Here is a 21880-nt window from a genome sequence, read left to right on the forward strand (position 1 = left end):
CCTCCTCGCTTCCGGCTTACGCCTCTTGTCCTACAGTTTCATCAACGATACCCAGCTCTTCCTTGATCCAGTCGTAACCGTCCGCTTCCAGACGCTCAGCCAGCTCAGGTCCACCGGATTTAACGATGCGTCCTTGCATCATGACATGTACGAAATCTGGCTTAACGTAATTCAACAGACGCTGGTAGTGAGTAATGATGAGAAAACCGCGCTCTTCGGAACGCATAGCATTGACACCGCTAGCTACGATTCTCAAAGCGTCAATATCCAGACCGGAGTCGATTTCGTCCAGAATGACGATTTTCGGATCAATCATCATCATTTGCAAAATTTCATTCCGTTTTTTCTCTCCACCGGAGAAACCCTCATTCAGGTAACGGTGAGCAAACTCAGGATTCATTTCGAGCTCCTTCATTTTGCTTTCCATTTGGCGGATAAATTTAATCAGGGAAATTTCCTGTCCTTCTTCACGGCGTGCGTTAATTGCACTACGCAAAAAGTCGGAGTTGGTTACCCCTGCAATTTCACTCGGATACTGCATAGCCAGGAACAATCCCGCACGTGCACGCTCATCCACTTCCATGTCCAGAACGTCTTCTCCGTCCAAAGTGACTTGGCCATCTGTGACTTCATATTTGGGATGCCCCATCAAAGCAGAAGCCAAAGTACTTTTACCCGTTCCGTTAGGACCCATGATGGCATGGATTTCTCCGCCCTTCATTTCGAGGTTAATGCCTTTCAGAATTTCCTTGCCTTCAATGGTCGCTTTGAGACCTTCAATCTTAAAGTTTGTAGCCATATTCGGAATACCCTCCAAAATTTGTAGTGTGGTGTCGAAATCAGAAAGTATATCTAAACAGGGGAGCCCCCTGATTTCAAGCAAACGGAATATTTAAAAATTTATTTATAATCATTCTAAACTGATTCTCAATGATTCTCAAGCTATTTTATAATAAATATCTTTAAGGGTGCAACCAACAGACACACGTTAAGCGACTTTCTTCATAAAATATTCATACTAACTCAGCTCACAAATGGCAAAATAGCATACGGACCTGACTAAATGATGAAGTGTGTTCAAAAGCCAACGTGATAAACCATGAAGAAGAAAGGTGAAACTTTACCTTGATTGTCTGCTTCCTAATTATATTATAGCGTATAATTTTGCAAAATCCTGATCTATGAAAAAGCATTAAAATGCTGTGAATTGTCTTTTTCACCCGTAAAAACGCTACCGACAATATGACGTCAGTAGCGTTTTTACATGTAGCGCTTATTTCAGAACAAAGCCTCCAGCATCATTTTTCCGGTTAACCCAGATAAGAGCGAAGCAACCACATATGTTTTTCCAGATCCGCTTTATAACCAATCAGCAAATCTGCGGTTGGCTGATCAGATGCGCTTTCAGCCAGTTCAATTCCTTCCTGAAATTCCTCGCAGACAGTGGCAAAGTCCTCAATCAGCGTTTGCACCATTTTCGGCGCATCCTCGTTGCCACTTGCCTCATGAATGGAGGACAGCTCCAGATATTCTTTTAACGTTGCGGAAGGAGACCCTTTCAGCGCCAACAGGCGTTCGGCGATCTCGTCCATTTTTAGCGTAATTTCATTATATAGCTCTTCAAATTTAACATGGAGTGTGAAAAAGTTGGAGCCTTTCACATACCAGTGATAGTTATGAATTTTTACATATAGTACATTCAGGTTAGCGACCTGGCGGTTTAACAGTTCTTCCACCGATTTCGTTTGCATATTTTTCGAGTTGCTTGTTGTTTTAGCCATACTAAATCCCTTCCTTTTTCATCAAATTGATCATTCAGGAACGTTTAAGCATTCATCCACCGTACTTCTGACGGGAAGACGCCAGCGGGCACGGTATTTCGTCTGCCAGACGTCTGTTTATTATTTACCCTGCTCATATGAATACGAAACAAAATCTAACGTTCCTTCCCCCTATTCCGCCTCCCCACAAAAAAAATGTACAAAACTCAAACGATTTTCGTTATACTTGGCTCTATCCAAGCGAAATGGTTGGTTTAATATTGTAGTATTTCTCATCATAGATGTATGCACAATTTATGGAGGTGACTTCGTTGTCCCAATATCATGCTTTAACGACAGAAGAAGCAATAGAATTTGTGAAGAACATCCCCGGATTTTTTAGTCAGGATGCTCGTCTGGAATGCCGCGAAATCGGTGATGGCAACCTGAATCTGGTTTTTCATATTACGGATTCTGAATCTGACAAGAGTATCATTGCCAAACAGGCGCTTCCCTATGTGAAAATCGTAGGTGAATCCTGGCCGCTGTCACTGGATCGTGCCCGTATTGAGCGCGAGGCGCTTCAGAAGGAGCACCATATTTGCCCTGAGCTGGTTCCTGCGGTGCTCGGCTATGACGATGAGCTCGCCTTGACTGTGATGGAGGATCTAAGCTCGTACACAATCATGCGCAAAGGATTAATCGAAGGAAACACATATCCGCATTTTGCTGACCATATTGGAGAGTTTCTGGCACGTACGCTCTTTTTCACCTCGGATCTGGGCATGAATCAGCAGGACAAAAAAGAACTGGTCAAGCGCTTTATCAACCCGGATCTTTGTAAAATCACCGAGGATCTTATTTTGGACGAGCCTTATCGGTTTTCAGACAATAACAACTACGGTTCCTATATCGAAGACGAGGCAGAGGCGCTTCGTACAGATCAGGCCATTCATCTGGAAGTAGCTTTGCTGCGAGAGAAGTTTCTGACACGGACAGAAGCGCTTCTGCACGGCGATCTTCATACAGGCAGTATTTTTGTAACAGCGGAGTCCACTAAAGTCATTGATCCCGAGTTTGCCTACTACGGACCGATGGGCTTTGATATCGGAGCGGTGATTGCCAATCTGCTGTTGAACTATGCAGCACAACCTGGATGGACTTCTGGCGAGACAGCTGTACAGGAACGCCGTGACTGGCTTTTAGAGACTGCCATTCAGGTATGGGAGCAGTTTGAGAGCGGGTTCCGCAAACTGTGGGACCAGCATGTTACTGACCACATGGCCCGCACGCCGGGATATCAGGACTTGTACCTCCAGAAAGTACTGCAAGATACGATTGGCTTTGCAGGCTGCAAGGTCATCCGCCGGATCATCAGCTTGTCGCATGTGGCCGATATAGATACAATTGCCGATCCTGCGATCAAGGAAGCAGCGGAAAGACTGGCGTTATCTATAGGAAAAGCCTTGGTTCTCCGCAATCGTGAGGTGCATTCGATCCGTGAAATGGGAGACATTATTCAGACAGCAACGGCTGCCCAAACTAAAGGAGCTTCATGGACATGAGTGAAAATAAAGAATCTACGACTAAAGCTTCCAATGAACCAATCATGCCTGGTCAGGCTCTCTCGTCGCTGGTGTGGAAAGGTGACCACTTGTCCATGCTGGACCAGCGCCTGCTGCCCGAATCCATCGTGATGCTGGATTTGTTCACAGCCGAGGAAGTGTGGGATGGCATCCATACCATGAAGGTACGCGGTGCGCCAGCCATCGGAATGGCTGCGGCCTACGGCGTCGTGCTGGGTGCTTCCGCTTATGGCGGAACCGATGCTGCTGGATGGCTGGAGCATGTACACAGCGTTTGCGGGCATTTGGCTACATCACGACCGACCGCGGTGAACCTGTTCTGGGCGCTGGACCGCATGAAGAAGCGGGCCAAAGAACTTACCGCCGAAGCGACCGAAGGACGGGTCGAGGATTGGAATGCCAGATTGGAGCGTGAAGCTATATCCATTCAGGCAGAGGATGAGGAGGTATGCCGCCTGATCGGCGTCCATGCTTTACCTCTATTCGAAGACGGTATGGGCGTGCTCACTCACTGCAATGCAGGCGGACTGGCGACAGCGAAATACGGGACGGCACTCGCCCCTATGTACCTTGCACACGAAAATGGCATACGTCTGAAAGTGTTTGCCGACGAAACACGTCCCGTGCTCCAAGGCGCTCGCCTGACCGCGTTTGAGCTTCAGCAGGCTGGCATTGATGTAACCCTGCTGTGTGACAACATGGCGGGTATGGTCATGGCCAAAGGCTGGGTCCAGGCCGTCATCGTCGGCACGGACAGAGTGGCGGCTAATGGCGATGTCGCCAACAAAATCGGCACCTACAGCTTAGCTGTGCTGGCCAAGGCACATGGTATTCCTTTTTATGTAGCTTCACCGCTATCTACAATTGATTTGCACACAGCAACAGGCGCAGACATTCCCATCGAGGAGCGTCCTGCGGAGGAAGTCACCGAAAGCTTCGGCAAAAGGACAGCCCCACAAGGCATCAAGGTCTATAATCCGGCTTTTGACATTACGCCTCATGAATACATTACCGCCATCATTACCGAAAAAGGGATCGTCCAAGCTCCCTTTAGCGACAGCCTGCCCGCTTTATTTGCGAATTAATTCGTCTGCCAGACCATGCAGCTCGTATGAAAGCGAAATCGTTTTACTCGATAAAATGTAACTTTTCTATCTGAAAAAACCGGAGCGAAGCAGCCCCGGTTTTTTCGCGTTTTTTTACCTTCGTGCAGCAAAAGCTCCACTTAGACCAGCTTCAAAAGTGCCTCATACCCCGGCATACCCGGCTTAATCCCAAGCTGCTCCGCTTCCGTCGTCACCGACTCCATGGGCGCTTCCAACAATTCACGCAGCGTTTTTACACCCACAGCTCGTGCGGCAAGAATTTTCCGATCTCCCAGCCGTTCATTCAGCAATCCGACATCCAGTGCGCCGCACATGATGTAACCACGGGAGTTGGAGATAGTCAACAGCGTTGTTTTAGGCAGTTTGACCTCGACTCCGATAAATGTATGCTCACCCACTTGTACGGGTTCCATGTGTATCATTGTTCTCACTACACCTCCTCTTTGTTCATTCGGGATATTTTATGCAGTATTTGCGGGTGAGTGTGGACACCTGTGGATGCATATTGAATAAGAGCATTCGAAATTTGACGATGGCGCAATATAAAGGATATTATATATTGATTAAATCCTGAATTGAGGTGATCACGAGCATGAAGTATTCTAAAGCGACAAACTATGCCCTTCACACCATGCTTTTTCTGGTAGCATCAACCCCTAATCATAAGCCTGTTGGTGTACAACAGTTGGCGGATCGACAAGGGGTATCGCCTACTTACTTGTCCAAAATACTGACCAAGCTGGTCAAGGCGGGAATGATTGAATCTACTTCGGGTGCCAATGGCGGTTATAGATTGAAGCGGAACTGGGAGGATATTTCGTTCCTGGATGTTATTCATGCCATTGAAGGCACAACTTCTTTGTTCGACTGTTGTATGAACCATGAAGCAGAATGCTTAATTCAAAAAGTAATGGTTACAGCGGAGACCAAAATGGATGAGCATCTTAGATATCAAAAGTTATCCGAACTTGCCAAAGAAATAAAAATGGTTCTCTGAGCCATATTTATTTTGAGATAATTATAGATATAACAAACCTTTTATATATTTTATGTGAACGGTATGAAGAAACGGCTTGGAGCGTACGCAGAGTACAGAAACGAATAGCGAAACATGAATCTAATTATAAATTCAGAGGAGTATTCAAATATAAAAATTTTCATCTTGCATTGGAAAAAGCACCTTCGGCTTCCTATTTCTACTCTGAAAATGGGGAAGAAACCTTTAGAGAAATTACCAAATTCGTAAGCAAAGATCTGGGATAAGGAGAGACAATTGTGAGATGGCCCATTGACGAAGCCGTTGCAGAATTTGGAGGTGGCGCTCGCTACTAACAGCCAGGTTCGCGCTGTCCATGCAACGGAATCTGCTTGGCTGGAATCCGATGGGGGAATCGATTCATTCTTGGATTGACCACAACGTGAAATAGCTAACGATTAAATAAAGAAGAATCATAAACCGTATATAATAGATGCCAGTGGCTGATTTAGGGCCACTCTTTTTTGTTTCAAAAAACATGTTTTTTGGGGGTTGAATCTGTCACTTTCGATTCATCGCTCACCGCATCTGAAGATAGAATTTCCCCATTGATATCGTTATTGGCAGCCTGAATTTGTTCATTTTTTTTAGCTTTAAACTGTCGGAATCACGCCCGCTGTCTCCTTCACTTTTAAAGCTGTCTTGCATAGAATCATCGCTTACTTGTGGAGTATCAGAGACTGGTTTTTCTTCCGGGTTTGCTGTACTTATAATTTCATTCGCTTCAAGTATACTCCCATTGCTTGATGAAGTTATATGATAATTGCTATAAGAACTGGAGCCCTGTGCGATACATGAGATGATGATTTATCATCAAATATATTAAGAGTCAGCTAATGAACGATTTGTATTAGAATGAGCATCAAAATGATGCCTTGAACAGATTGGATTCGGAATATAGGTGATTTTGTCCACACAACATGGAACAGGATTTCATATGGTAATAGAAACGAATGAGAGGTTGTGATTTCATGGCATTAACAACTGGCATCATCACGAATACGGGAACTACCCCTGCATCAAACCTTGTAATCAACATTAGTAATGATAATCTTAGTTTTTCATCTAACGTTGTTTATCACATCTACGTATGGAATAGCTTGGTGAGTAAATCACTGGTTTATTCCAATTCCCTGACGATCAATGCGAATACTAATCAAATTCTTAGTTTTAACATCGCAGGTAATACTTCTTACGAGGTTCAATTTCTTGTTACAGGCACTGTTCCAACAGATACTGTCATCAATGTATTCGGAACGGATTCATCCGGAAACGTAATTCCTCATCAAAAAGTGCTGCAAGAAGAACTCACTCAAATTGCCCAACTTAACCCATAAATTAAAGTAACCGCAGTTTCATTAATATAAAAGGGGATAGTAACTATGGCAAACATACAAATCTCGCCAAGTACTAGTGCTCAGTTTGAGCCAACCATCGCGGTAAACTGGCTTAATCCCTCCGTTATGGTGGCAGTGGCTGTAGATCTCAGTGCAGGACCGCCGAATATTGGCTTATACAAGTCAATCGATGCAGGCGCAACATGGAGCACGACGTTACTCCCTTTACCGACCGGGTTTGCTGGCATAGAGGCGCCTCATATTGATTATTTTTTCCCCGATTCGTTCGTTGTGGCAGCTCACGCCTTCGATTCGGACGGTCTCAGCGGGACAATCGTGTCTTATATCTCTAACGACAATGCATCTTCGTTCGGACCGCCAGTCATTGTGAACCAAGGATTTGGACAGTTTGTCAATGACGATCAGGTGGTTGTTATCGCCGATAAGGCAGGGTCCAGCCCGTTTTTTGGAAACATTTATACGGGTTATACTCACGATTACAACACGCAATTTATACCAGGAAATACAATATTCTTCAATCGTTCCCAAGATGGGGGAAACACTTACTCTAGCCCGAACCTCCTATCTTCAATTACCGAGTTTGAAGAATTCCCGGGAATTGCAATCACATTAAATGGAATTCTTATCGTGGGTTGGATTACCCAACCTCCAGGTAGTTCCGAATTCAACACGCGTACATCACTAGACGGAGGAACAACATTCGAAACTGAAACCATGGTTGCCCCGGTCGTTGTTCCACCTTCGCCACTACCGGGATACCAATTCAGGTGCTTAACGTATCCCTCCATGTCAGCAGACATTTCAAACGCACCAGCTACGCAAGGAAATGTCTATGCAGTGTGGCAAGACTTTCGGCAAGGGTATTCCGATATTTTTCTGGCAATTTCCACAAACTTTGGCGTAGATTGGGGCACGTCGATGCCCATTACAAACAGTCCGGTGGGATCCCAGAACTTTTTCCCGGCTATCACCGTTTCCCCAACGGATGGAGCGGTGTTTGTTTCCTATTATACCAATCGATTAAATCCGCCTGATATTGATGTTTTTCTTGCTACATCGAGGGATGGCGGAGTAACATTTACAAACACTCGTATTACGACAACTTCGTTTAGTGTCGCAGGCCTTCCTCTAATTGGAGACTACATTGGAAATGCCATTGTTCCTCAAACAGGCCGCCTCGTAACCGTTTGGACGGACACTCGGACAGGAACTGAAAACATTTGGTTTGGCGATAACCAATAAACGATGACGAGAACCGATGCTGCAGTTGTCCCAGATTGATCAGCTAGTGACGCTCAGTGCCCAACGGCAACCATTGCTGCGCCAACCTTTATTCACATTTTCATCCATTTACATGCGGTGGTATCAGCTACTCTGGTACTACCCCTACATGAGTAAGTCTAATCAGATTGATCTCAATTCGTACAAGCCATTTTGAAGCGAAAGACTGGCAGAACCTGCACCTTTAATCACGATCTTGGTATTGAACCCACACGGCATCCTATCGTCTGGGAACCAAGGCCGCTGCTTGTCTATGACAATCAATAATCCTTCCGCGTCCCCTAGAGGAGTAAATTGCTGCCCGGCCTCACCCCATGAATCAATTTGGAACATTGCTGTGATTGTTTTGCAACATTCCGGAACATTATCGACTGGAAGGCCAATCTCACTTATACGAAGTAGATGCTTTGGCCCGAAAGCTTCATCTACTGCGTTGTCGAGCGAATGGTGAGCAATGAACTCGATGAGGTTATGATCAGGATCATAGAAGTAAAGTGCTGTTGCATTCCAGCTTTCGAAAAGAAACTCATCCTCTCCGGTTCTTGAAATCAATGAGATGCCCCGGTCGATTACCCATTGTTTTGCCTCTATGAACTTATTGGTTGGAATCGCAAACGCAACGTGATAAAACTCATTCTCCATGAGGGAATTTTCCTGAAGAGCAAGAACCGATTCGCCAGCTCCAAATGATAACCGTGAAGCGGTTTCCTCCATAACCTCCAGACCCAAGAGAGAGCCGTAAAAAGCTTTCATGGCATCAAATCTGTGTGTATTTAAGAGCACTTCTGTTATTTTCATCGCGTTCGTCATCCTCCTTAAAATAAATGATTTTTGCTCAAGATAACTTGATTACATAAGCCGTAGATTGATATCCAGTGTCCTTCATGACCCCTGTTGGAATCAGCAGCTTTTTACCGGAAGGGCTCCAGCGTAGCTGGTCACTTATGCTATTATCGCCCAAGACCGGAGTTTGCTCCCCTGTTTCTGCTTCTGTAATGAAAAAACGGTATTTATCTCCATCCTCAGAAACCGCATAGGCCAGCTTGCTGCCATCCGGCGACCAGCTTGTACCGAACAGTTGCATACCCGTAGCCAATGTGGACAGCTCTTTCCCTTTGGTATCGCAGAGAACCAATGCGTTTTCCCCGGATTTGGTGTGTTTAACAACCGCCAGCGTGCTGCCATCCGGGGAAGGAAGGACCGCCCAGATGTCTTTTTTAAGGATTTCGGATTGCTTGGTTTCGATATCATAGGCGATCCATTCCCCCATGGCGACATAGTAGATCGTATTTCCCGACGGAGCCACGCTAGAAACACTTCTCTGTCCAGTCTTGACTGCGACCTCACTTTTTCCGTTCACATCAGCCCTGATAATGTCCCCTTCCATATTGGGAAAAATAACGTGACCTGTATCCTCCCATGCGCCTTCCCCGGCCATAAACTCTGCATCGACCATTTTCACGGAAACGCCGGTTTCAAGATTCATGATGTAGCCTATTCCTGTGGATTCATACAATTGCTGATAAAGCATATGCTTCCTGTCAGGGGACAGCTTTGCAAATCCGTAGCTCTTCTCCTCCTCCAGCAGCGGCGTCTCCCCACTGGAAGCAAGATCATATTGATAGAGGTTATGTGGATAACGTTTTTCTCCCTCAGTTATCACGGGGGAAAGCTTCCTGTTCTCTTTATCAACCGCAAGCGTGCCTTCACTCACCCAATCCATCCCGCGCACACCCTCGATCTTAGCAATGCCCTCCAGCTTCAACTTGGTGTATACGGATTCAGTGGTGTTATCCATCACGGTAATCTTTTTGCCGGACTTCTCTACGAATTGTCGCGCCTCCGTGTTCCCAGTAGTACAAGCAGTCATGGACATAAGAGTCGCCGTGGCGAGCAGCATGAGTCCTGTCTTGCCCAGCTTGCTGTGGATATTTGTGTTCATTGCATGATTCCCCCTACTCGCTGTGGAAGCCTAATCTTGAGTCCTGTGTAACCTTAGCCTGCTCTAAGCATACCGAAGGAGTATTTCCAAACCACGGCTGCTTGTTTCCAAGTTGTAAACTTTTTGAGTAGCTTTGATGCAGAGTACAGACCTATTAAGTAGCTGGAAAAGACAGCTCGAAGACCGAACCTTCACCTTCTGTCTCCAGCAGCGTAATGCTTCCATTCTGCTTCTCAACCAGATTGCACACCAGTGACAGTCCCAGTCCCGTGCCGCCCGATTGTCTGGATCGGTCGCGGTTGACCGTGTAGAAGGGCTCGAAAATCCTCTCTCTGGCTTCCTCAGGAATGCCTATGCCGGAATCACGGATCGTGATCCTTACCCGGTTGTCCCTAAGCTCGCTGTGAACATGAATCGTTCCTTGAGGAACATTGTATTTAATCGCATTATCCAGCAAATTAATAAAAATATGCATAAAGCTCTCTTTATCAATCCAGATGTGGGCTGGCTCCGCATCGCAGGAAATAGTGATACCGAAGCGCTCTGCCTTGCCACTCATACGTGCACAAACATCCCGCAGCCCCTCTGCAACCTCCAACAGCTCGGTCTGTGACTCAAAATCATATGTTTCCAGCGCCGATACCTGTAGCACCTTCTCCACCATTTCATATAGCCGCTGAGTTTCCTTGGCGATGCTGGCCTTGGCTTCCAGCAGCAGCTTGGGATCATCGTCGTACATATTCAGCAAATCCACGTAAGCTTTAATGGAGGTCAGCGGTGTCTTGAATTCATGGCTAATGTTGCCGATATATTGCTTCTGTTGCTGCTCCAGCGCCTGGAGCTTGTGGATAGCCAGTTGCAGCTTCCGTTGCTCCTCATCCTTGGCAGCAATACTCTGCTCAATCTCCTTGCTCATAAAGTAGATGCCCTCGGCCAACTCGCCCAATTCATCCTTTCGCCTAAGTGGAGGAGCCTGAATATATTCGGCGCGGCGGATATCCTCTGCCGCCTTTTTCAACCGTCCAATAGCTGTGGCTGCCCGGTTAAAATACAAATATCCGATGATGAAGCTTAGCAAAAGCACCGCGATCCCTGTAGTCAGGAACAAATTCTGGAGGGTTCGCAGAAAACTCTGCGAGCTTTTGAGTGAATATTGCAACTGAACTACCCCCATTTGTTCCTCCGGCCCTTGGAGCGGCGCCAGATACAGGAGTGTGTCCCCCACAGCCTCATATGCTATTTTATTGTGCAACGCATAGGCCAGGGCAGCATTCACTTCACTTTGCTGGTCTACCACTGGAGGGTCTTGAATAGAGGTGCCTACCTGGAGTCCCTGCGCATCATAAAGCGTGACGCCCAGTCCGGTAAATCCGGCCAGTTCCGTAGCCAGTCCCCGGCCCCGCTGCCTCATAAATATCTGCGGCTCCATCCGCGTTCCTGTATAGTAAGTCTGCTTCACCCGTAGATTAACCGTTTTGGCGTGCTGGGCCAGATAAACCTCGGTTTGAGTCAGCTGATTCTTTTCCACCCCTTGAAGAACAAAATAGCTTAGCACGCCTAGAGCAAGAATAAGCAGTACAGCCAGAAACAAGCTGAATTTCAACTTGATGCTAATTCTCATGGATAATCACCGCCCGGCATTTACATTCAACGCTGAAAATTGAAATAGCACTTCCTTTTCATCCAAAGCCTTACTTTTCGCTACTTCCAAATAGAGCTTGGGCTGGTCTCGAAATGCTCTCGCACCTCCAATAGAGTATGCCTTCTTGAGATAATCATGCGCCTCTAACGTTTTGCCTTGAAGAAGGAGCGATTCAGCCATCAAAATATAAGGATTGGCATCCACAATTCGATAACCAGTGATTTCCAAATCAACAATCTCTTCATTTAAAAGCTCTGCGGATCGCTGAGTTTGACCGTTATAGTTGAGAATTTGAACGTATTGATGCAAGGTCAAGCTTGTAATTCCCCATTTATGCTTAGGTTCAGGTATCAGGTCCCAAGCCTTTTGTGCTTTTTCCTCAGCCATTTTACTGTCTAATGGGAGTATACCAGCGGCTTCCTCTCCAAGCTCCCAAATAGCCTCCTCCAACTGCAAAGCCAAGTCATGATACATCCGAATATTCATTGGCTTACCTCCAATAGATCATTTCAATCTCAACATAAATCAATACCCCATCCGTTTTCATCTACTTCTTTTGGTTATGGTTCAATGCAACGACAATTGTGATGACTAATCCGATCAGCGTCACCAGCAATGTACCAAACATTATCATTAATGTCAGCGCCTCTTTGACCTCCACAGGCATCACCTCCTTGGCAGGAGACTAGCCGACCGCCCATCTAAGCCAATAGAATGGTTAAAAACATGATAGCACACGATATTAGTAGCCTGCTCTGGCTTCATCTTCTGCCTTTTCAATAGCTTCAGCTAAAGTCATTCCAGGCTGCATTTGCTTGTACTGAATGGCTTTACTATATGTACCCCCTGCCTCGCTCCACTCCCAATATGTATGAACATCCACAGACTCCAGAAAGTAGACCGATAACGCCTCTACAGGGTTTACAGCATATAAATCCATGAATTTCTGGTTTGAAAGCTGATCGCGCTTAAGAAATTCATTTTTCATATTGTATAATAGATTCAATACATCTTCGTCATTCACATTCACGATGCGATTCACAAATGCATTGCGTCTTTCCACGTTATTCAATATGATTTGGATAGCGTTGCGTATATGCCAAGCCTCCGGGCCAATACTGAGCATATGAATTAAATCGTGAGTAGTCAGGTCAGGGTAAAATGGGGCTGGTTGAATTATTCGTGTCCACACTCCATCGTTCCCATTCTCAAACACTTGAATTGCATCAGTAACATTCACCCCAATGGTCTGCCATTGGCGGTTGAGGGCATCTGTAATGTGATAGTAGTGCAGCCCGGCTTCTTCGTTTTCTTCTGTTTGCTCCCAAACCTGTTCCATACGAACAATGGTTTTAATGGCTTGTTTGTTGGCTTTAGTATTTGGCATCATGGTATCATCCCCAATTCTATTTTTGGAAAAAATGGCAATAGCAAAGCCAAGGGTATGTTGTACATCCCTTTGATAAAATGATAATATGTTACGAACTAATTGCACTTTCATGGTGCAACTTTATATAAACACAATATATCACATGCACTTTCATAGTGCAATATTTTATTCTAAGTCATCTGGAGGCCTCTATGGATCAACAAAGCTACATTTTACATTGCAAGTTGGATGAGATTTTAAAACAGCACGATAACATGTCTGTTTTAAAATTATCTGAGGAAATTGGACATCGCAGAACTACAATTATGGAGCTGGTGCACAATAGCAATATGGAAAAAAAGAAAATATCAGCTACCTTAATCACTAAATTGTGTGTTTATTTCGATATCACTCCTAATGATTTATTTGAAATTCGCAAACTTAATGAATAACATTTAGTGTCATACAGTTTGGACGGAACCTCTGGAGGTTTTTTAATGGATAATAAGGATTGGGTCTTATATTGTAAACTGGGAGAAATAATTGAAAAGCACAATGTGTCTGTATTGAAGCTATCTGAGGATATTAACCATAGAAGAACAACGATTATGGATTTAATGCATAATAAGGATATGGAGAATAAGCGTATTCCTGCCTCTCTTATCACTAAATTGTGTGTCTATTTCAATATTACTCCTAACGATTTATTTGAAATTCGTAAGCTCTAAATAAAACGGGGACCCGTAAAATATAGACTCTGAAAAGAGTTATTTTTACGGGTCCCACGTTTAATACATTACTAATAATCGGACAAGATTACTGCCGCAAAGGCGCCACTTCCTTGAACACATTTCTAACTGCTACTATACAGTTTTATGAATATTACAATAATTTCAAAATCCTTTTAATACCGAAACTATCATAGTAAATCACAGTCTTTTAGTATTTTCTCAATAGACTCCCAAACAGAGAGGCAAGGATTACTCATATAATATTGATAACCTTTATATTCATTCATAGTAAATCCATTCTCCTTGTTTCTCTGCATAATCCCCTTGGATCGTGCAATTGCTGCTCTTACCTCAACTAATGATATTTTACTAAGCACTCTTCTAAAATTAACTTTCTGTTTATATTGATCTAGTTCTGAAGAATTCTCCCCAAATGCCTTATTTATTGGTTTAAGATATTGCCGCCTATGTGTAAGAATTGTATTAAAATCTATTTTGTGCAAAACCATCCATAACTCAAAGGTAAAATTACTGTATCCTAAATTATATTTAATCTGCTTCCCTAATTTCGAAGTATCTTTAAGTAAATTTAATGTTGCGATAAATTGTTTAGTATGCACAGCATCATTGCTCTCACAATCAAAAAAATGTGTAATCTCAGTTTTTTGAGTTATGGGAATCGACTTTGCTCGTTTTAAAGGATTCTTTTCAATCTTGCTGTCTAAAGAAACCTTAAACCTAGCTGAAGGCTCGCTATTTATTATTTTTTGGAGCCACTCTAAATACCAATCTTCTGTTTCGCCCTCCACAGAAAAATAATACTTTCGAGTATTTTTCATTTTAGACATCTGTCATACCTCTTCATTGTTATTTAACAGATTTTCAAATATAGTTGAAAAATCAACATCTTTAATTGCACCATATCGGCTAACGAAATAATTTTTCATGTAGTCTTCATGTCTCCGCACAGCATTTACTCCAGAAGTACCAAAGTCAGATAAAGAATAGTGGGTACTAAAGTGTGTAACTTCATCACGCTCAACAAACTTGATTTCATCACGTCTGAATAGATTGGAATTTAGGAATATAGGGTTATGGGTATTAAATATAAGCTGTGCATTTTTCGTATTAATATCATCGTTATGGAAAACATTAATGATACTCATTAAGGCCATAGGGTGAAGTGAAGCATCGAATTCATCAACAATTAAGGTTCCCCCACTAATCAGTGCCCTTTCAATTAGAGGGAATATATTTAAAAATCGAATCGTACCATATGACTCGAATACCTCTGATAATACTGCTCTTTCTCCGTCTAAAATAGAAATGCGCGTAGGCTTAGAATCCTCTTCATTCACTATAAGTCCAAGTCTATTTGAACTAACACCAAACATTCGAGCAGCTTCATTGAAACTTTTCTGAATGTAGACTGTCTTCTCTTTGGGATTTGGAAGAACGCTAATGGTTTGAACAGCATCTGCTCTATAAATGACAGTAAGTTTGTTTTCAAGCCAGCTACTTATAATGTTGACAAGTTTTGAACTGAACATCACCTTAAAGCCATTCATCAAAAATAATTCTTCATCATTTAAGTTATTCTTAGCCAAATTAGCAACACCAGCTTCACTATCCCTAAATCCATTGACCCAATAATTCTCAATTATTTTCAAGTTCCCCAAGTTTAATGTATCATTCCGTGAAAAAATCATCGTATCATCGATGAATAAAGATTCAGAAAGAATTTTCCGTTTATAATCCTTTTCTAGAAATTTACCAAAATCAAGTAATAGCTTATATTCTAGTAGAAGTCCACTTTCAATAAATTTAATAGAAAAAAAGGTCGGTTCCCTTTCCTTGTTTTCTGCATTAGGAATTAACTCTAATTTATTAAGAGCAACATTGGGCTCGTTTCTCCCGTCACTGTTACGAATGTCTCCTCGTAAAACAACTGATTTAAAAACTTCCATTGCCCCAATAAGATTCGTTTTCCCAGATGCATTTGGGCCATAAACCACTGCACTACATAATCCTTTATACACCTTTGAGCCTATTTGTTCACTTAAGACACTATAATCAAGTCCTTTTTGCTTGGGTGCCGGTAGCATGGAAAAAACAAGTTCACTCTTAAACGATTTGTAGTTTTTTGTTTTAAACTCAAGTAACATACGAATACCTCCCATTTTGCAATAATCCTACAAAATATAAAACCAATATATGCTTTATACTTCACAATAGTCAAATATTCTATGCAATTTCACAATATATTTCAAAATAATTAATGCATACTAATTGGGAGTTAATCAACACATATTTTAACTCATGTTTACTTCCTCTGCATTCGATTTGAACATTTTTACTTTTATGATGATTGTTAAAAAAGCCAGAAGCGTAAACATCATTCCGCTCCAGATAAGCTGGTGTATTCCCAAGTGTGAAATAAACAAGCTGTTTCCAAATTCGGGAGCTTCTTTCGTCTCCGTCGTTAACCATGCTTGGCTGCGACCACTAGGGCAACCGAAAAAAAGACAGGATTAAAAATAGCAGGGAAAATGCGGAAAATGAGCATCAAATTGAATTCGGTTGTAAAAGCATAAACCAAATTTGAAATCACAAAACTGAGTACAACGGTTAAGAGAATGACTTTGCGATTTATACCGGAAACGAGTAAGGTCAGGAATGGACCTGAAATAGCAACGACTAAAGAAAATACACTTACAAGCCAGCCAGCCTGTGAAGTCGATATATTAAAATTTTGAGTGACCTGGGGTAAAACACCTATAATCCCCATTTCCGTTGTAATAATGCCGAATACGCCTAAATGTTCGGTAAAAATATAGTTTTAGACTGATCCATTAAAAGAAGCAGCGGCAGACCAAGACTTGATAAATAAAGTCTTAGACTGCCGCTGTTGTCATTCAACTAACGTCCCCCGATAGCTTAACATCGGTATCAGTCGTGGTGAGTTCACAAACTAATTCTTCAAATGAATCAATTTTTTTGATGGGTAACTTCCAAACGAAATATAGATGCATATTATAGGTTGTCAACAAAATTCAAATAATTTTCAGTGCTTTTTTCCACAGTTTCTTCAGATCGATCATATTCCTCACCATAAAATGCAAAGAACGAACGATAATCTGCATCGCAATATAGGAATGTCATTTTAAATGGAACCAGTATTTGTTCAAGCGTATATTGATATCTTCCGTTTTCGTGATAATCCAGCTTTTCGATTCCTGCAGATACACCTAAAGCAACTTTACGATTCTTGAATTTATCTCCTCCATTTGAACCAAAAGCCCATCCATAAGTTAAAACATCATCAAACCATTTTTTTAGGAGAGGCGGACAATTAAACCAATATATAGGGAACTGCAAAACAAGATTACCATGAGATTCAACCAATTTTTGTTCCTTTTCCACGTCAATGTTTCCATCAGGGTAAACTTTAGACAACTCGTGAACAGTATACTTTTCTGGATATTTTTTCAGTTCTTCTACCCACCGCTTATTAATGACGGATGTTTCCATGCTGGGATGCGCTACAATAACAAGAGTTTTCAAAGATTTGTCCTCCTTAAGTATTATTTATATCTTGATAATAAAATGAACGCTCGTTAGCTTAACGCAGTACCGGCAGTCTAACACTTTATTTTCTCAGTCTACATCTTTATTTTCCGAGTCTAATACTTAATTTACTTTGAACACTAAAGCCAAAATAATAATAAGCAAAGAGTTATCCTGTTTCATAATTAAAAGTAAGCTCCAATCATATTTATATATACAGATTTATAGATGTATTTTACGAAAAAAACCTCCTTTCTGTTATAGTTCCTTTTGGATGTACTCGGCAAATTCCTGTATTGTCTTTTCGTTCCGACGATAGTACGTCCACTTCCCAATTCGCTCAGACTCCAACAAACCAGCTTTTTGCATCGTTAATAAATAACTTGAGATAACAGACTGTGCAAGTTCTGCTTTAGCCTGAATATCCCCCACACATACACCAATTCGAAGATTAAGCCCTTGCTTTAAATAAGCCTGTTCATCAAAAAATTCCTCTGGATTTTTTAACCACAGCATAATTAGTCGGCGTGTCTCATTAGACAAAGCTTTATAAATCAATGACGGTTCCATACAGTACATTATATCTACTTTATTAGATTTGTAAATATAAAATCCAGATTTGTGTACCACTTCAACTACACTGATTTACTACGATTGGAGCGATACATCAAGTACAGGAAATACGGCGCACCGATCAGAGCGATCAGCAGCCCGGAAGGAATCTCCGTCGGCGCAAGCACCGTCCGTCCAATCGTATCTGCCAACACCAGCATCACCGCTCCCAAGATGCTCGACAAGACAATGGAACGGCGCACATGGTGCCCGATCAATGTGCGTACGATATGCGGAGCAATCAGCCCGATGAAGCCAATCGTACCCACGCAGGCTACGGCTCCTCCCGCCAGCAACACACCCACTGCCATCGCCAGCAGCCGGGTGCGACGCACCGGAAGCCCCAGTCCCATGGCGCTGCTATCGTCAAACACCAGAAGATCGAAGCGACGAGCTAGCCACCAGGCTACTGGCAACAACACGAGCAGAAAGGCCAGAATCGTCGTCACCTGCGCCCAGCTTCGAGCGTAGGTACTACCGGTCAGCCAAATATAACCGGCGCTGCCCCACAGCGAGCCTTGGATAATGAGCACCTGAATTCCGGCTGCTCCGATCGCTGATACGGCGATGCCGAGTAATATGACAACAGACGGATTCAGATGTTTTTTCCAGGATAGAAAAAAAATCACTGCCGCTGAAACTGCTGCTCCAGCGATCGCCGCGATTGGCAGCACATAAACAGGCAGCCCAGGCCAGACGATAATCACTACAAGCGCGCCGAATCCCGCTCCAGAAGAAACCCCGATGATCGAGGCATCCGCCAAGGGATTGCGAACAGCTAGTTGGATCAAGACACCACTGACCGCAAGCGCGATACCAGCCCCGGCCGCCACCAGCGTGCGTGGAATTCTAAATTGCAGCAAAGCCGAATTCGCGCTCTCACCGCCGAACAGGCCAGACAGCAGATCGCCCACCGGAATGCGCATTCCTCCAAACATCAGGCTGAGGACGGTTAACAGCACGGCCCCACAAGCAAACAATGTGACCAGCCTGCCATACGGTAATTTCCGAGAGCGCACACCTATGTTCATTGAAGACTGTCCGCCGATGCCAGAAGGCAGTTTCATCCTCCACAGGATAAGCCAAATTAACCAAGGGGCCCCGATCAATGCCATTACCGCTCCAGTCGGCAGATCCATGCTTGATTGGTGGACCATTTTCGCCAGCACGTCAGCGCCCGTCAACAACAGTGCCCCCCACAGGAAGGAACCAGGCAGCACCCAACGGTGCATTTTCAGGCCGCTTAAGCGCACCAAATGCGGAGCCACTAAGCCTACAAACCCGATGGGCCCAATGACGCTGACCGTAATGGTCGACAGCAGGACTGCCAATACAATTCCCGCCGCCCGGGTCAAGCCCACCTTTTGCCCAAGGGACGTGGATGTGGACTCATCCAGATCCAACACATCGAATTGCCTCGACAGCAAAACCGCGATAACCGAGAGCCCTACAACCCAGGGCCAAGCATAAATAGTGCCACTCCAATCGTTTTGCACAAGCGAACCGGAACCCCAGAGAAACAATCCCTGCGTTTCAAAGGAGTAAAAAATATGTAATGCTCCGGTAAACGAACCGAGCACCATAGACACAATGAGGCCAGCAAGCGCCAGCCGGATCGGACTGCCAGCTCGCCCACCGCCCATAAAGTAAGCAAGCACCGCTGCCAGCAGGCCGCCGAAGGCGGCAAACAGAAACGGAGCCTGATGCAGCAATCCGGGGAACATCACCGCGCCAAGCACGACCACAAAATAGGCACCCGCGTTGATTCCAAGTGTATCAGAAGCCGCCAACGGATTTTTGGTGATGGCCTGTAGCAAGGCACCGGCGATCGCAAGCGCACCGCCAGCCAAGATTCCAATGACCGTACGCGGCATCCGCAGATCCCAAACCATATTATGCTCAAGCGTATTCTGACGCTGGGTCAACGCCTCGATGACCGTATGCAGCGGGATCGGCGCCTCTCCATAGCACAAGCTTACCAAAAAAAGCGTAATAAGGACGGCCAAGCCGCCCCCAAAAATGCTTCCTACACGCCAGGCCTTCGATAAAACCGCTGTACCTGTTTGGGTCATTTCGTCAGAACACCCACCACCTGGTCAACCAGCACTTTAGATGAGATTGGGCCCCCGAACGTCCACGTTGTTCCGTCCAGTGGATAGGTCCGTTTTTCTTTGACGAAATTCAGTTCTTTCCAGACTGAATTGTTCTTCATCGCGGCTCCGAATACATCGTCCGTCTTCTGCGTAATGTAGATAAAATGGCTGTCCTGTACCGCAGGAAGAGCCTCGATGCCCACAGTGCTGAATCCATCTTTTTCGGTTTTGTCCGACTTCCAGTCATTCACCATACCGATTTTCGCAAGCGTTTCTACTACAAGCGAATTATCCTCGAACATTCGTAGGGTGGCAGCATTTTGAACTGTAAAAGCCTGAGTCAGCACATAGTGCAAGTCTGCTTTATCCGCTTTTTCCAATGTAGCCTTTGCTTCAATATAATGCTGGTCAAGGTCACTTAGGACTTTATCAGCCTGCTCCGTTTTTCCAGTAGCCACAGCGATCTGCTTAAAGATTTCAACCATACGATCATAATCATAACCTTTTCCCTTGAAAAAATCGTATTCTATCGTTGGTGCGATTCCCTTAAGCTGTTCGTAGATCGCTGCATTACTGCCTGTGGTTGAGATAATAAGGTCCGGCTTGAGCGCCGCGATCGCTTCCAAATTCGGTTCGCCCCGTGTACCGATATCAGTGACCGAGTCAGCCAGTTTCGCCTCCGGCGTTATCCACAGCCTGTAGTTTTCGTTGTCCGCATTACCAACAGGCTGCACGCCTAGCGCGATCAGCTCTTCGGTAAACGCCCATTCCAGGACAACGACACGTTCCGCTGGCTTGTCCAGCTTGACTTCCCCGTGATCGTCTTTAACCGTAACCGGCCCAGCCGCTTTGCTGGTCTGCTCAGACCCGGAAGTGGCTCCTAGCTTCGAGCTATCCCCTACTGATCCGCAACCCGCCAATACAATAGCAAAAACCGTAAACAATAATAGGCCATTCAACATCTTTTTCATTTCTCTCATTCACCTCTGCATGTATATGTCTCATTAGAAAATGATAATCATTATCAGTAAAAGAGTATAGGGGTTGATGGTTTTTGTCAACCAAGATTGTACTAAAGAAACGTACTATGTCGCATTGGAAAGCACCATCTGCCCGTTACTCGGAATTCCAAATTGAATCGCAAACGGGTTCCGTATATGATAGCTTTATCATTGTTTTTAAGGGAGGCTTCATTTACGTGGCAGTATTAATCAACGAGCAAATAAAGGCTTCCGAGGTCATGCTCACTGGACTCAACGGTGAGAAGATCGGTATCGTCTCGAGAGAGGAAGCCTTGGCTATGGCCCGATCCAAAGGAATGGATCTGGTCTGTACATCACTGATGAGCAGTCCTCCGCCATGTAGCCTAGTAGCTAAGGGCAAGGGAAAAACGCTCGCGCAGAAGGAAACCGGAACACGCAAAGCGAGCGGTGGCAACATGGCTGGAAAGAGCAGTAAGGAAAAGGTCAAGGAGCTTCGCTTCACTGCTCATATCGAGGAACATGACTACGACACGAAGCTGCGCCAAGCAGACAAACATCTGCGCTCCGGCAAGCCCGTGCAGTTGGTTGTAAAATCGTCCGTCGCAAAGGAAGCGGCTGCCGCCAAAGCGGTGTTAGAGCGGCTATTGGTCGATCTGAAAGAAGCTGGAATGAAAGAAACCGGAATCCAGACAGGCGGCAAGGGCTCACAGGTGAAATTAAATCCGCGTTGAGTAAATCAGTATCATTTCTTTATCCGGCGAACCCCATCTCAAAGCAAAAACAGGCTGTTTATACAGAATCGAGTAGGAGGCTA

General features: G+C 44.3%; 24 protein-coding genes and 1 pseudogene. 9 read left to right on the forward strand and 16 right to left on the reverse strand.

The features are described from left to right. Nucleotides 1–16: 16 nt before the first annotated feature. Together sufC and ACIFO6_RS19940 are read right to left on the reverse strand one after the other, a co-directional pair. Complete coding sequence (gene sufC / locus ACIFO6_RS19935; protein WP_014280665.1) at nucleotides 17–799, reverse strand: Fe-S cluster assembly ATPase SufC; 783 nt, start codon at nucleotides 797–799, stop codon at nucleotides 17–19. A gap of 511 nt (nucleotides 800–1310) precedes the next feature. Beyond that, the gene (locus ACIFO6_RS19940; protein ID WP_430043187.1) at nucleotides 1311–1781 is read right to left on the reverse strand and encodes a Dps family protein; all 471 of its coding nucleotides are present in this window, start codon (nucleotides 1779–1781) and stop codon (nucleotides 1311–1313) included. 311 nt (nucleotides 1782–2092) lie between these two features. Between ACIFO6_RS19940 and mtnK the strand changes: the two genes are divergently transcribed. Together mtnK and mtnA are read left to right on the forward strand one after the other, a co-directional pair. Further along, nucleotides 2093–3325, forward strand: a complete 1233-nt coding sequence (gene mtnK, locus ACIFO6_RS19945) for an S-methyl-5-thioribose kinase (RefSeq protein WP_430043222.1) — start codon at nucleotides 2093–2095, stop codon at nucleotides 3323–3325. Next, on the forward strand, nucleotides 3322–4431 hold the full coding sequence (mtnA, locus tag ACIFO6_RS19950; RefSeq protein WP_430043189.1) for an S-methyl-5-thioribose-1-phosphate isomerase: 1110 nt from the start codon (nucleotides 3322–3324) through the stop codon (nucleotides 4429–4431). The genes mtnK and mtnA overlap by 4 nt, the downstream gene beginning before the upstream one ends. Nucleotides 4432–4571: 140 nt before the next feature. Here mtnA and ACIFO6_RS19955 read toward each other — a convergent pair whose 3' ends face one another. Beyond that, on the reverse strand, nucleotides 4572–4874 hold the full coding sequence (locus ACIFO6_RS19955; RefSeq protein WP_134914362.1) for a YunC family protein: 303 nt from the start codon (nucleotides 4872–4874) through the stop codon (nucleotides 4572–4574). A 170-nt stretch (nucleotides 4875–5044) separates the two neighbouring features. Between ACIFO6_RS19955 and ACIFO6_RS19960 the strand changes: the two genes are divergently transcribed. From ACIFO6_RS19960 to ACIFO6_RS19975, 4 genes are all read left to right on the forward strand, one after another. Beyond that, nucleotides 5045–5449: an Rrf2 family transcriptional regulator gene (locus ACIFO6_RS19960; RefSeq protein ID WP_430043191.1), complete on the forward strand. Its 405-nt coding sequence runs from the start codon at nucleotides 5045–5047 to the stop codon at nucleotides 5447–5449. Between the two features lie 291 nt (nucleotides 5450–5740). Then, nucleotides 5741–5863 (forward strand): hypothetical protein, encoded by a 123-nt coding sequence (locus ACIFO6_RS19965; RefSeq protein WP_430043193.1) that lies wholly within the window; start codon nucleotides 5741–5743, stop codon nucleotides 5861–5863. A gap of 596 nt (nucleotides 5864–6459) precedes the next feature. Then, nucleotides 6460–6825, forward strand: a complete 366-nt coding sequence (locus ACIFO6_RS19970; RefSeq protein WP_430043195.1) for a hypothetical protein — start codon at nucleotides 6460–6462, stop codon at nucleotides 6823–6825. A 45-nt stretch (nucleotides 6826–6870) separates the two neighbouring features. Beyond that, nucleotides 6871–8088: a sialidase family protein gene (locus ACIFO6_RS19975; protein ID WP_430043197.1), complete on the forward strand. Its 1218-nt coding sequence runs from the start codon at nucleotides 6871–6873 to the stop codon at nucleotides 8086–8088. Between the two features lie 162 nt (nucleotides 8089–8250). On the opposite strand, the gene ACIFO6_RS19980 is transcribed toward ACIFO6_RS19975, so the two are convergent. The 6 genes from ACIFO6_RS19980 to ACIFO6_RS20005 all read right to left on the reverse strand — a co-directional run bounded on the left by ACIFO6_RS19980 (nucleotide 8251) and on the right by ACIFO6_RS20005 (nucleotide 13101). Beyond that, nucleotides 8251–8925: a VOC family protein gene (locus tag ACIFO6_RS19980; RefSeq protein WP_430043199.1), complete on the reverse strand. Its 675-nt coding sequence runs from the start codon at nucleotides 8923–8925 to the stop codon at nucleotides 8251–8253. A 37-nt stretch (nucleotides 8926–8962) separates the two neighbouring features. Beyond that, a complete protein-coding gene (locus ACIFO6_RS19985; protein WP_430043201.1) occupies nucleotides 8963–10069 on the reverse strand; it encodes a hypothetical protein in 1107 nt (368 codons plus the stop codon). 154 nt (nucleotides 10070–10223) lie between these two features. Beyond that, nucleotides 10224–11690, reverse strand: coding sequence for a sensor histidine kinase (locus ACIFO6_RS19990; protein WP_430043203.1), 1467 nt, complete (start codon nucleotides 11688–11690; stop codon nucleotides 10224–10226). A gap of 6 nt (nucleotides 11691–11696) precedes the next feature. Beyond that, complete coding sequence (locus ACIFO6_RS19995) at nucleotides 11697–12197, reverse strand: hypothetical protein (protein WP_430043205.1); 501 nt, start codon at nucleotides 12195–12197, stop codon at nucleotides 11697–11699. A 61-nt stretch (nucleotides 12198–12258) separates the two neighbouring features. Then, the gene (locus ACIFO6_RS20000) at nucleotides 12259–12372 is read right to left on the reverse strand and encodes a putative holin-like toxin (protein WP_235332350.1); all 114 of its coding nucleotides are present in this window, start codon (nucleotides 12370–12372) and stop codon (nucleotides 12259–12261) included. Nucleotides 12373–12453: 81 nt separating this feature from the next. Next, the gene (locus ACIFO6_RS20005) at nucleotides 12454–13101 is read right to left on the reverse strand and encodes a hypothetical protein (RefSeq protein ID WP_430043223.1); all 648 of its coding nucleotides are present in this window, start codon (nucleotides 13099–13101) and stop codon (nucleotides 12454–12456) included. A gap of 191 nt (nucleotides 13102–13292) precedes the next feature. Here ACIFO6_RS20005 and ACIFO6_RS20010 point away from each other — a divergent pair, with 191 nt between their 5' ends. Together ACIFO6_RS20010 and ACIFO6_RS20015 are read left to right on the forward strand one after the other, a co-directional pair. After that, nucleotides 13293–13532 carry a helix-turn-helix domain-containing protein gene (locus ACIFO6_RS20010; RefSeq protein WP_430043208.1) on the forward strand — a complete coding sequence of 80 codons (240 nt, stop codon included), beginning with the start codon at nucleotides 13293–13295 and terminating at the stop codon, nucleotides 13530–13532. Nucleotides 13533–13577: 45 nt separating this feature from the next. Further along, a complete protein-coding gene (locus ACIFO6_RS20015) occupies nucleotides 13578–13808 on the forward strand; it encodes a helix-turn-helix domain-containing protein (protein WP_430043210.1) in 231 nt (76 codons plus the stop codon). A gap of 191 nt (nucleotides 13809–13999) precedes the next feature. Here the strand turns inward: ACIFO6_RS20015 and ACIFO6_RS20020 are convergent, their stop codons facing one another. The 7 genes and pseudogenes from ACIFO6_RS20020 to ACIFO6_RS20050 all read right to left on the reverse strand — a co-directional run bounded on the left by ACIFO6_RS20020 (nucleotide 14000) and on the right by ACIFO6_RS20050 (nucleotide 21054). Continuing rightward, nucleotides 14000–14659, reverse strand: a complete 660-nt coding sequence (locus tag ACIFO6_RS20020; RefSeq protein ID WP_430043211.1) for an RloB domain-containing protein — start codon at nucleotides 14657–14659, stop codon at nucleotides 14000–14002. A 3-nt stretch (nucleotides 14660–14662) separates the two neighbouring features. After that, nucleotides 14663–15976: an AAA family ATPase gene (locus ACIFO6_RS20025; protein ID WP_430043214.1), complete on the reverse strand. Its 1314-nt coding sequence runs from the start codon at nucleotides 15974–15976 to the stop codon at nucleotides 14663–14665. A gap of 326 nt (nucleotides 15977–16302) precedes the next feature. Beyond that, nucleotides 16303–16644 (reverse strand): annotated as a pseudogene (locus tag ACIFO6_RS20030) (MFS transporter); the annotation flags it as partial. A gap of 200 nt (nucleotides 16645–16844) precedes the next feature. Then, nucleotides 16845–17375: an NAD(P)H-dependent oxidoreductase gene (locus ACIFO6_RS20035; RefSeq protein WP_283655318.1), complete on the reverse strand. Its 531-nt coding sequence runs from the start codon at nucleotides 17373–17375 to the stop codon at nucleotides 16845–16847. 261 nt (nucleotides 17376–17636) lie between these two features. Beyond that, the gene (locus ACIFO6_RS20040) at nucleotides 17637–17948 is read right to left on the reverse strand and encodes an ArsR/SmtB family transcription factor (RefSeq protein WP_283655317.1); all 312 of its coding nucleotides are present in this window, start codon (nucleotides 17946–17948) and stop codon (nucleotides 17637–17639) included. A gap of 65 nt (nucleotides 17949–18013) precedes the next feature. Then, nucleotides 18014–20062: an iron ABC transporter permease gene (locus ACIFO6_RS20045; protein WP_430043217.1), complete on the reverse strand. Its 2049-nt coding sequence runs from the start codon at nucleotides 20060–20062 to the stop codon at nucleotides 18014–18016. Next, complete coding sequence (locus ACIFO6_RS20050; protein WP_430043218.1) at nucleotides 20059–21054, reverse strand: ABC transporter substrate-binding protein; 996 nt, start codon at nucleotides 21052–21054, stop codon at nucleotides 20059–20061. Before ACIFO6_RS20050 ends, ACIFO6_RS20045 begins: the two co-directional genes overlap by 4 nt. Before the next feature lie 227 nt (nucleotides 21055–21281). On the opposite strand from ACIFO6_RS20050, the gene infC reads away from it, so the two are divergent. Further along, a complete protein-coding gene (gene infC, locus ACIFO6_RS20055; RefSeq protein ID WP_430043219.1) occupies nucleotides 21282–21797 on the forward strand; it encodes a translation initiation factor IF-3 in 516 nt (171 codons plus the stop codon). Nucleotides 21798–21880: the final 83 nt, after the last annotated feature.

It is taken from the genome of Paenibacillus sp. NRS-1781, assembly GCF_050467745.1.
In the GTDB taxonomy this organism is placed as follows: domain Bacteria; phylum Bacillota; class Bacilli; order Paenibacillales; family Paenibacillaceae; genus Paenibacillus; species Paenibacillus terrae_A.

Excerpts from the sequence above, each read along its gene's own strand:
- sufC (WP_014280665.1), bottom strand. The coding sequence starts at position 799 with ATGGCTACAAACTTTAAGATTGAAGGTCTCAAAGCGACCATTGAAGGC.
- ACIFO6_RS19940 (WP_430043187.1), bottom strand. The coding sequence starts at position 1,781 with ATGGCTAAAACAACAAGCAACTCGAAAAATATGCAAACGAAATCGGTG.
- mtnA (WP_430043189.1), top strand. The coding sequence starts at position 3,322 with ATGAGTGAAAATAAAGAATCTACGACTAAAGCTTCCAATGAACCAATC.
- ACIFO6_RS19955 (WP_134914362.1), bottom strand. The coding sequence starts at position 4,874 with ATGATACACATGGAACCCGTACAAGTGGGTGAGCATACATTTATCGGA.
- ACIFO6_RS19960 (WP_430043191.1), top strand. The coding sequence starts at position 5,045 with ATGAAGTATTCTAAAGCGACAAACTATGCCCTTCACACCATGCTTTTT.
- ACIFO6_RS19970 (WP_430043195.1), top strand. The coding sequence starts at position 6,460 with ATGGCATTAACAACTGGCATCATCACGAATACGGGAACTACCCCTGCA.
- ACIFO6_RS19975 (WP_430043197.1), top strand. The coding sequence starts at position 6,871 with ATGGCAAACATACAAATCTCGCCAAGTACTAGTGCTCAGTTTGAGCCA.
- ACIFO6_RS19980 (WP_430043199.1), bottom strand. The coding sequence starts at position 8,925 with ATGAAAATAACAGAAGTGCTCTTAAATACACACAGATTTGATGCCATG.
- ACIFO6_RS19985 (WP_430043201.1), bottom strand. The coding sequence starts at position 10,069 with ATGAACACAAATATCCACAGCAAGCTGGGCAAGACAGGACTCATGCTG.
- ACIFO6_RS19990 (WP_430043203.1), bottom strand. The coding sequence starts at position 11,690 with ATGAGAATTAGCATCAAGTTGAAATTCAGCTTGTTTCTGGCTGTACTG.
- ACIFO6_RS19995 (WP_430043205.1), bottom strand. The coding sequence starts at position 12,197 with ATGAATATTCGGATGTATCATGACTTGGCTTTGCAGTTGGAGGAGGCT.
- ACIFO6_RS20005 (WP_430043223.1), bottom strand. The coding sequence starts at position 13,101 with ATGATGCCAAATACTAAAGCCAACAAACAAGCCATTAAAACCATTGTT.
- ACIFO6_RS20010 (WP_430043208.1), top strand. The coding sequence starts at position 13,293 with ATGGATCAACAAAGCTACATTTTACATTGCAAGTTGGATGAGATTTTA.
- ACIFO6_RS20015 (WP_430043210.1), top strand. The coding sequence starts at position 13,578 with ATGGATAATAAGGATTGGGTCTTATATTGTAAACTGGGAGAAATAATT.
- ACIFO6_RS20020 (WP_430043211.1), bottom strand. The coding sequence starts at position 14,659 with ATGTCTAAAATGAAAAATACTCGAAAGTATTATTTTTCTGTGGAGGGC.
- ACIFO6_RS20025 (WP_430043214.1), bottom strand. The coding sequence starts at position 15,976 with ATGTTACTTGAGTTTAAAACAAAAAACTACAAATCGTTTAAGAGTGAA.
- ACIFO6_RS20040 (WP_283655317.1), bottom strand. The coding sequence starts at position 17,948 with ATGGAACCGTCATTGATTTATAAAGCTTTGTCTAATGAGACACGCCGA.
- ACIFO6_RS20045 (WP_430043217.1), bottom strand. The coding sequence starts at position 20,062 with ATGACCCAAACAGGTACAGCGGTTTTATCGAAGGCCTGGCGTGTAGGA.
- ACIFO6_RS20050 (WP_430043218.1), bottom strand. The coding sequence starts at position 21,054 with ATGAAAAAGATGTTGAATGGCCTATTATTGTTTACGGTTTTTGCTATT.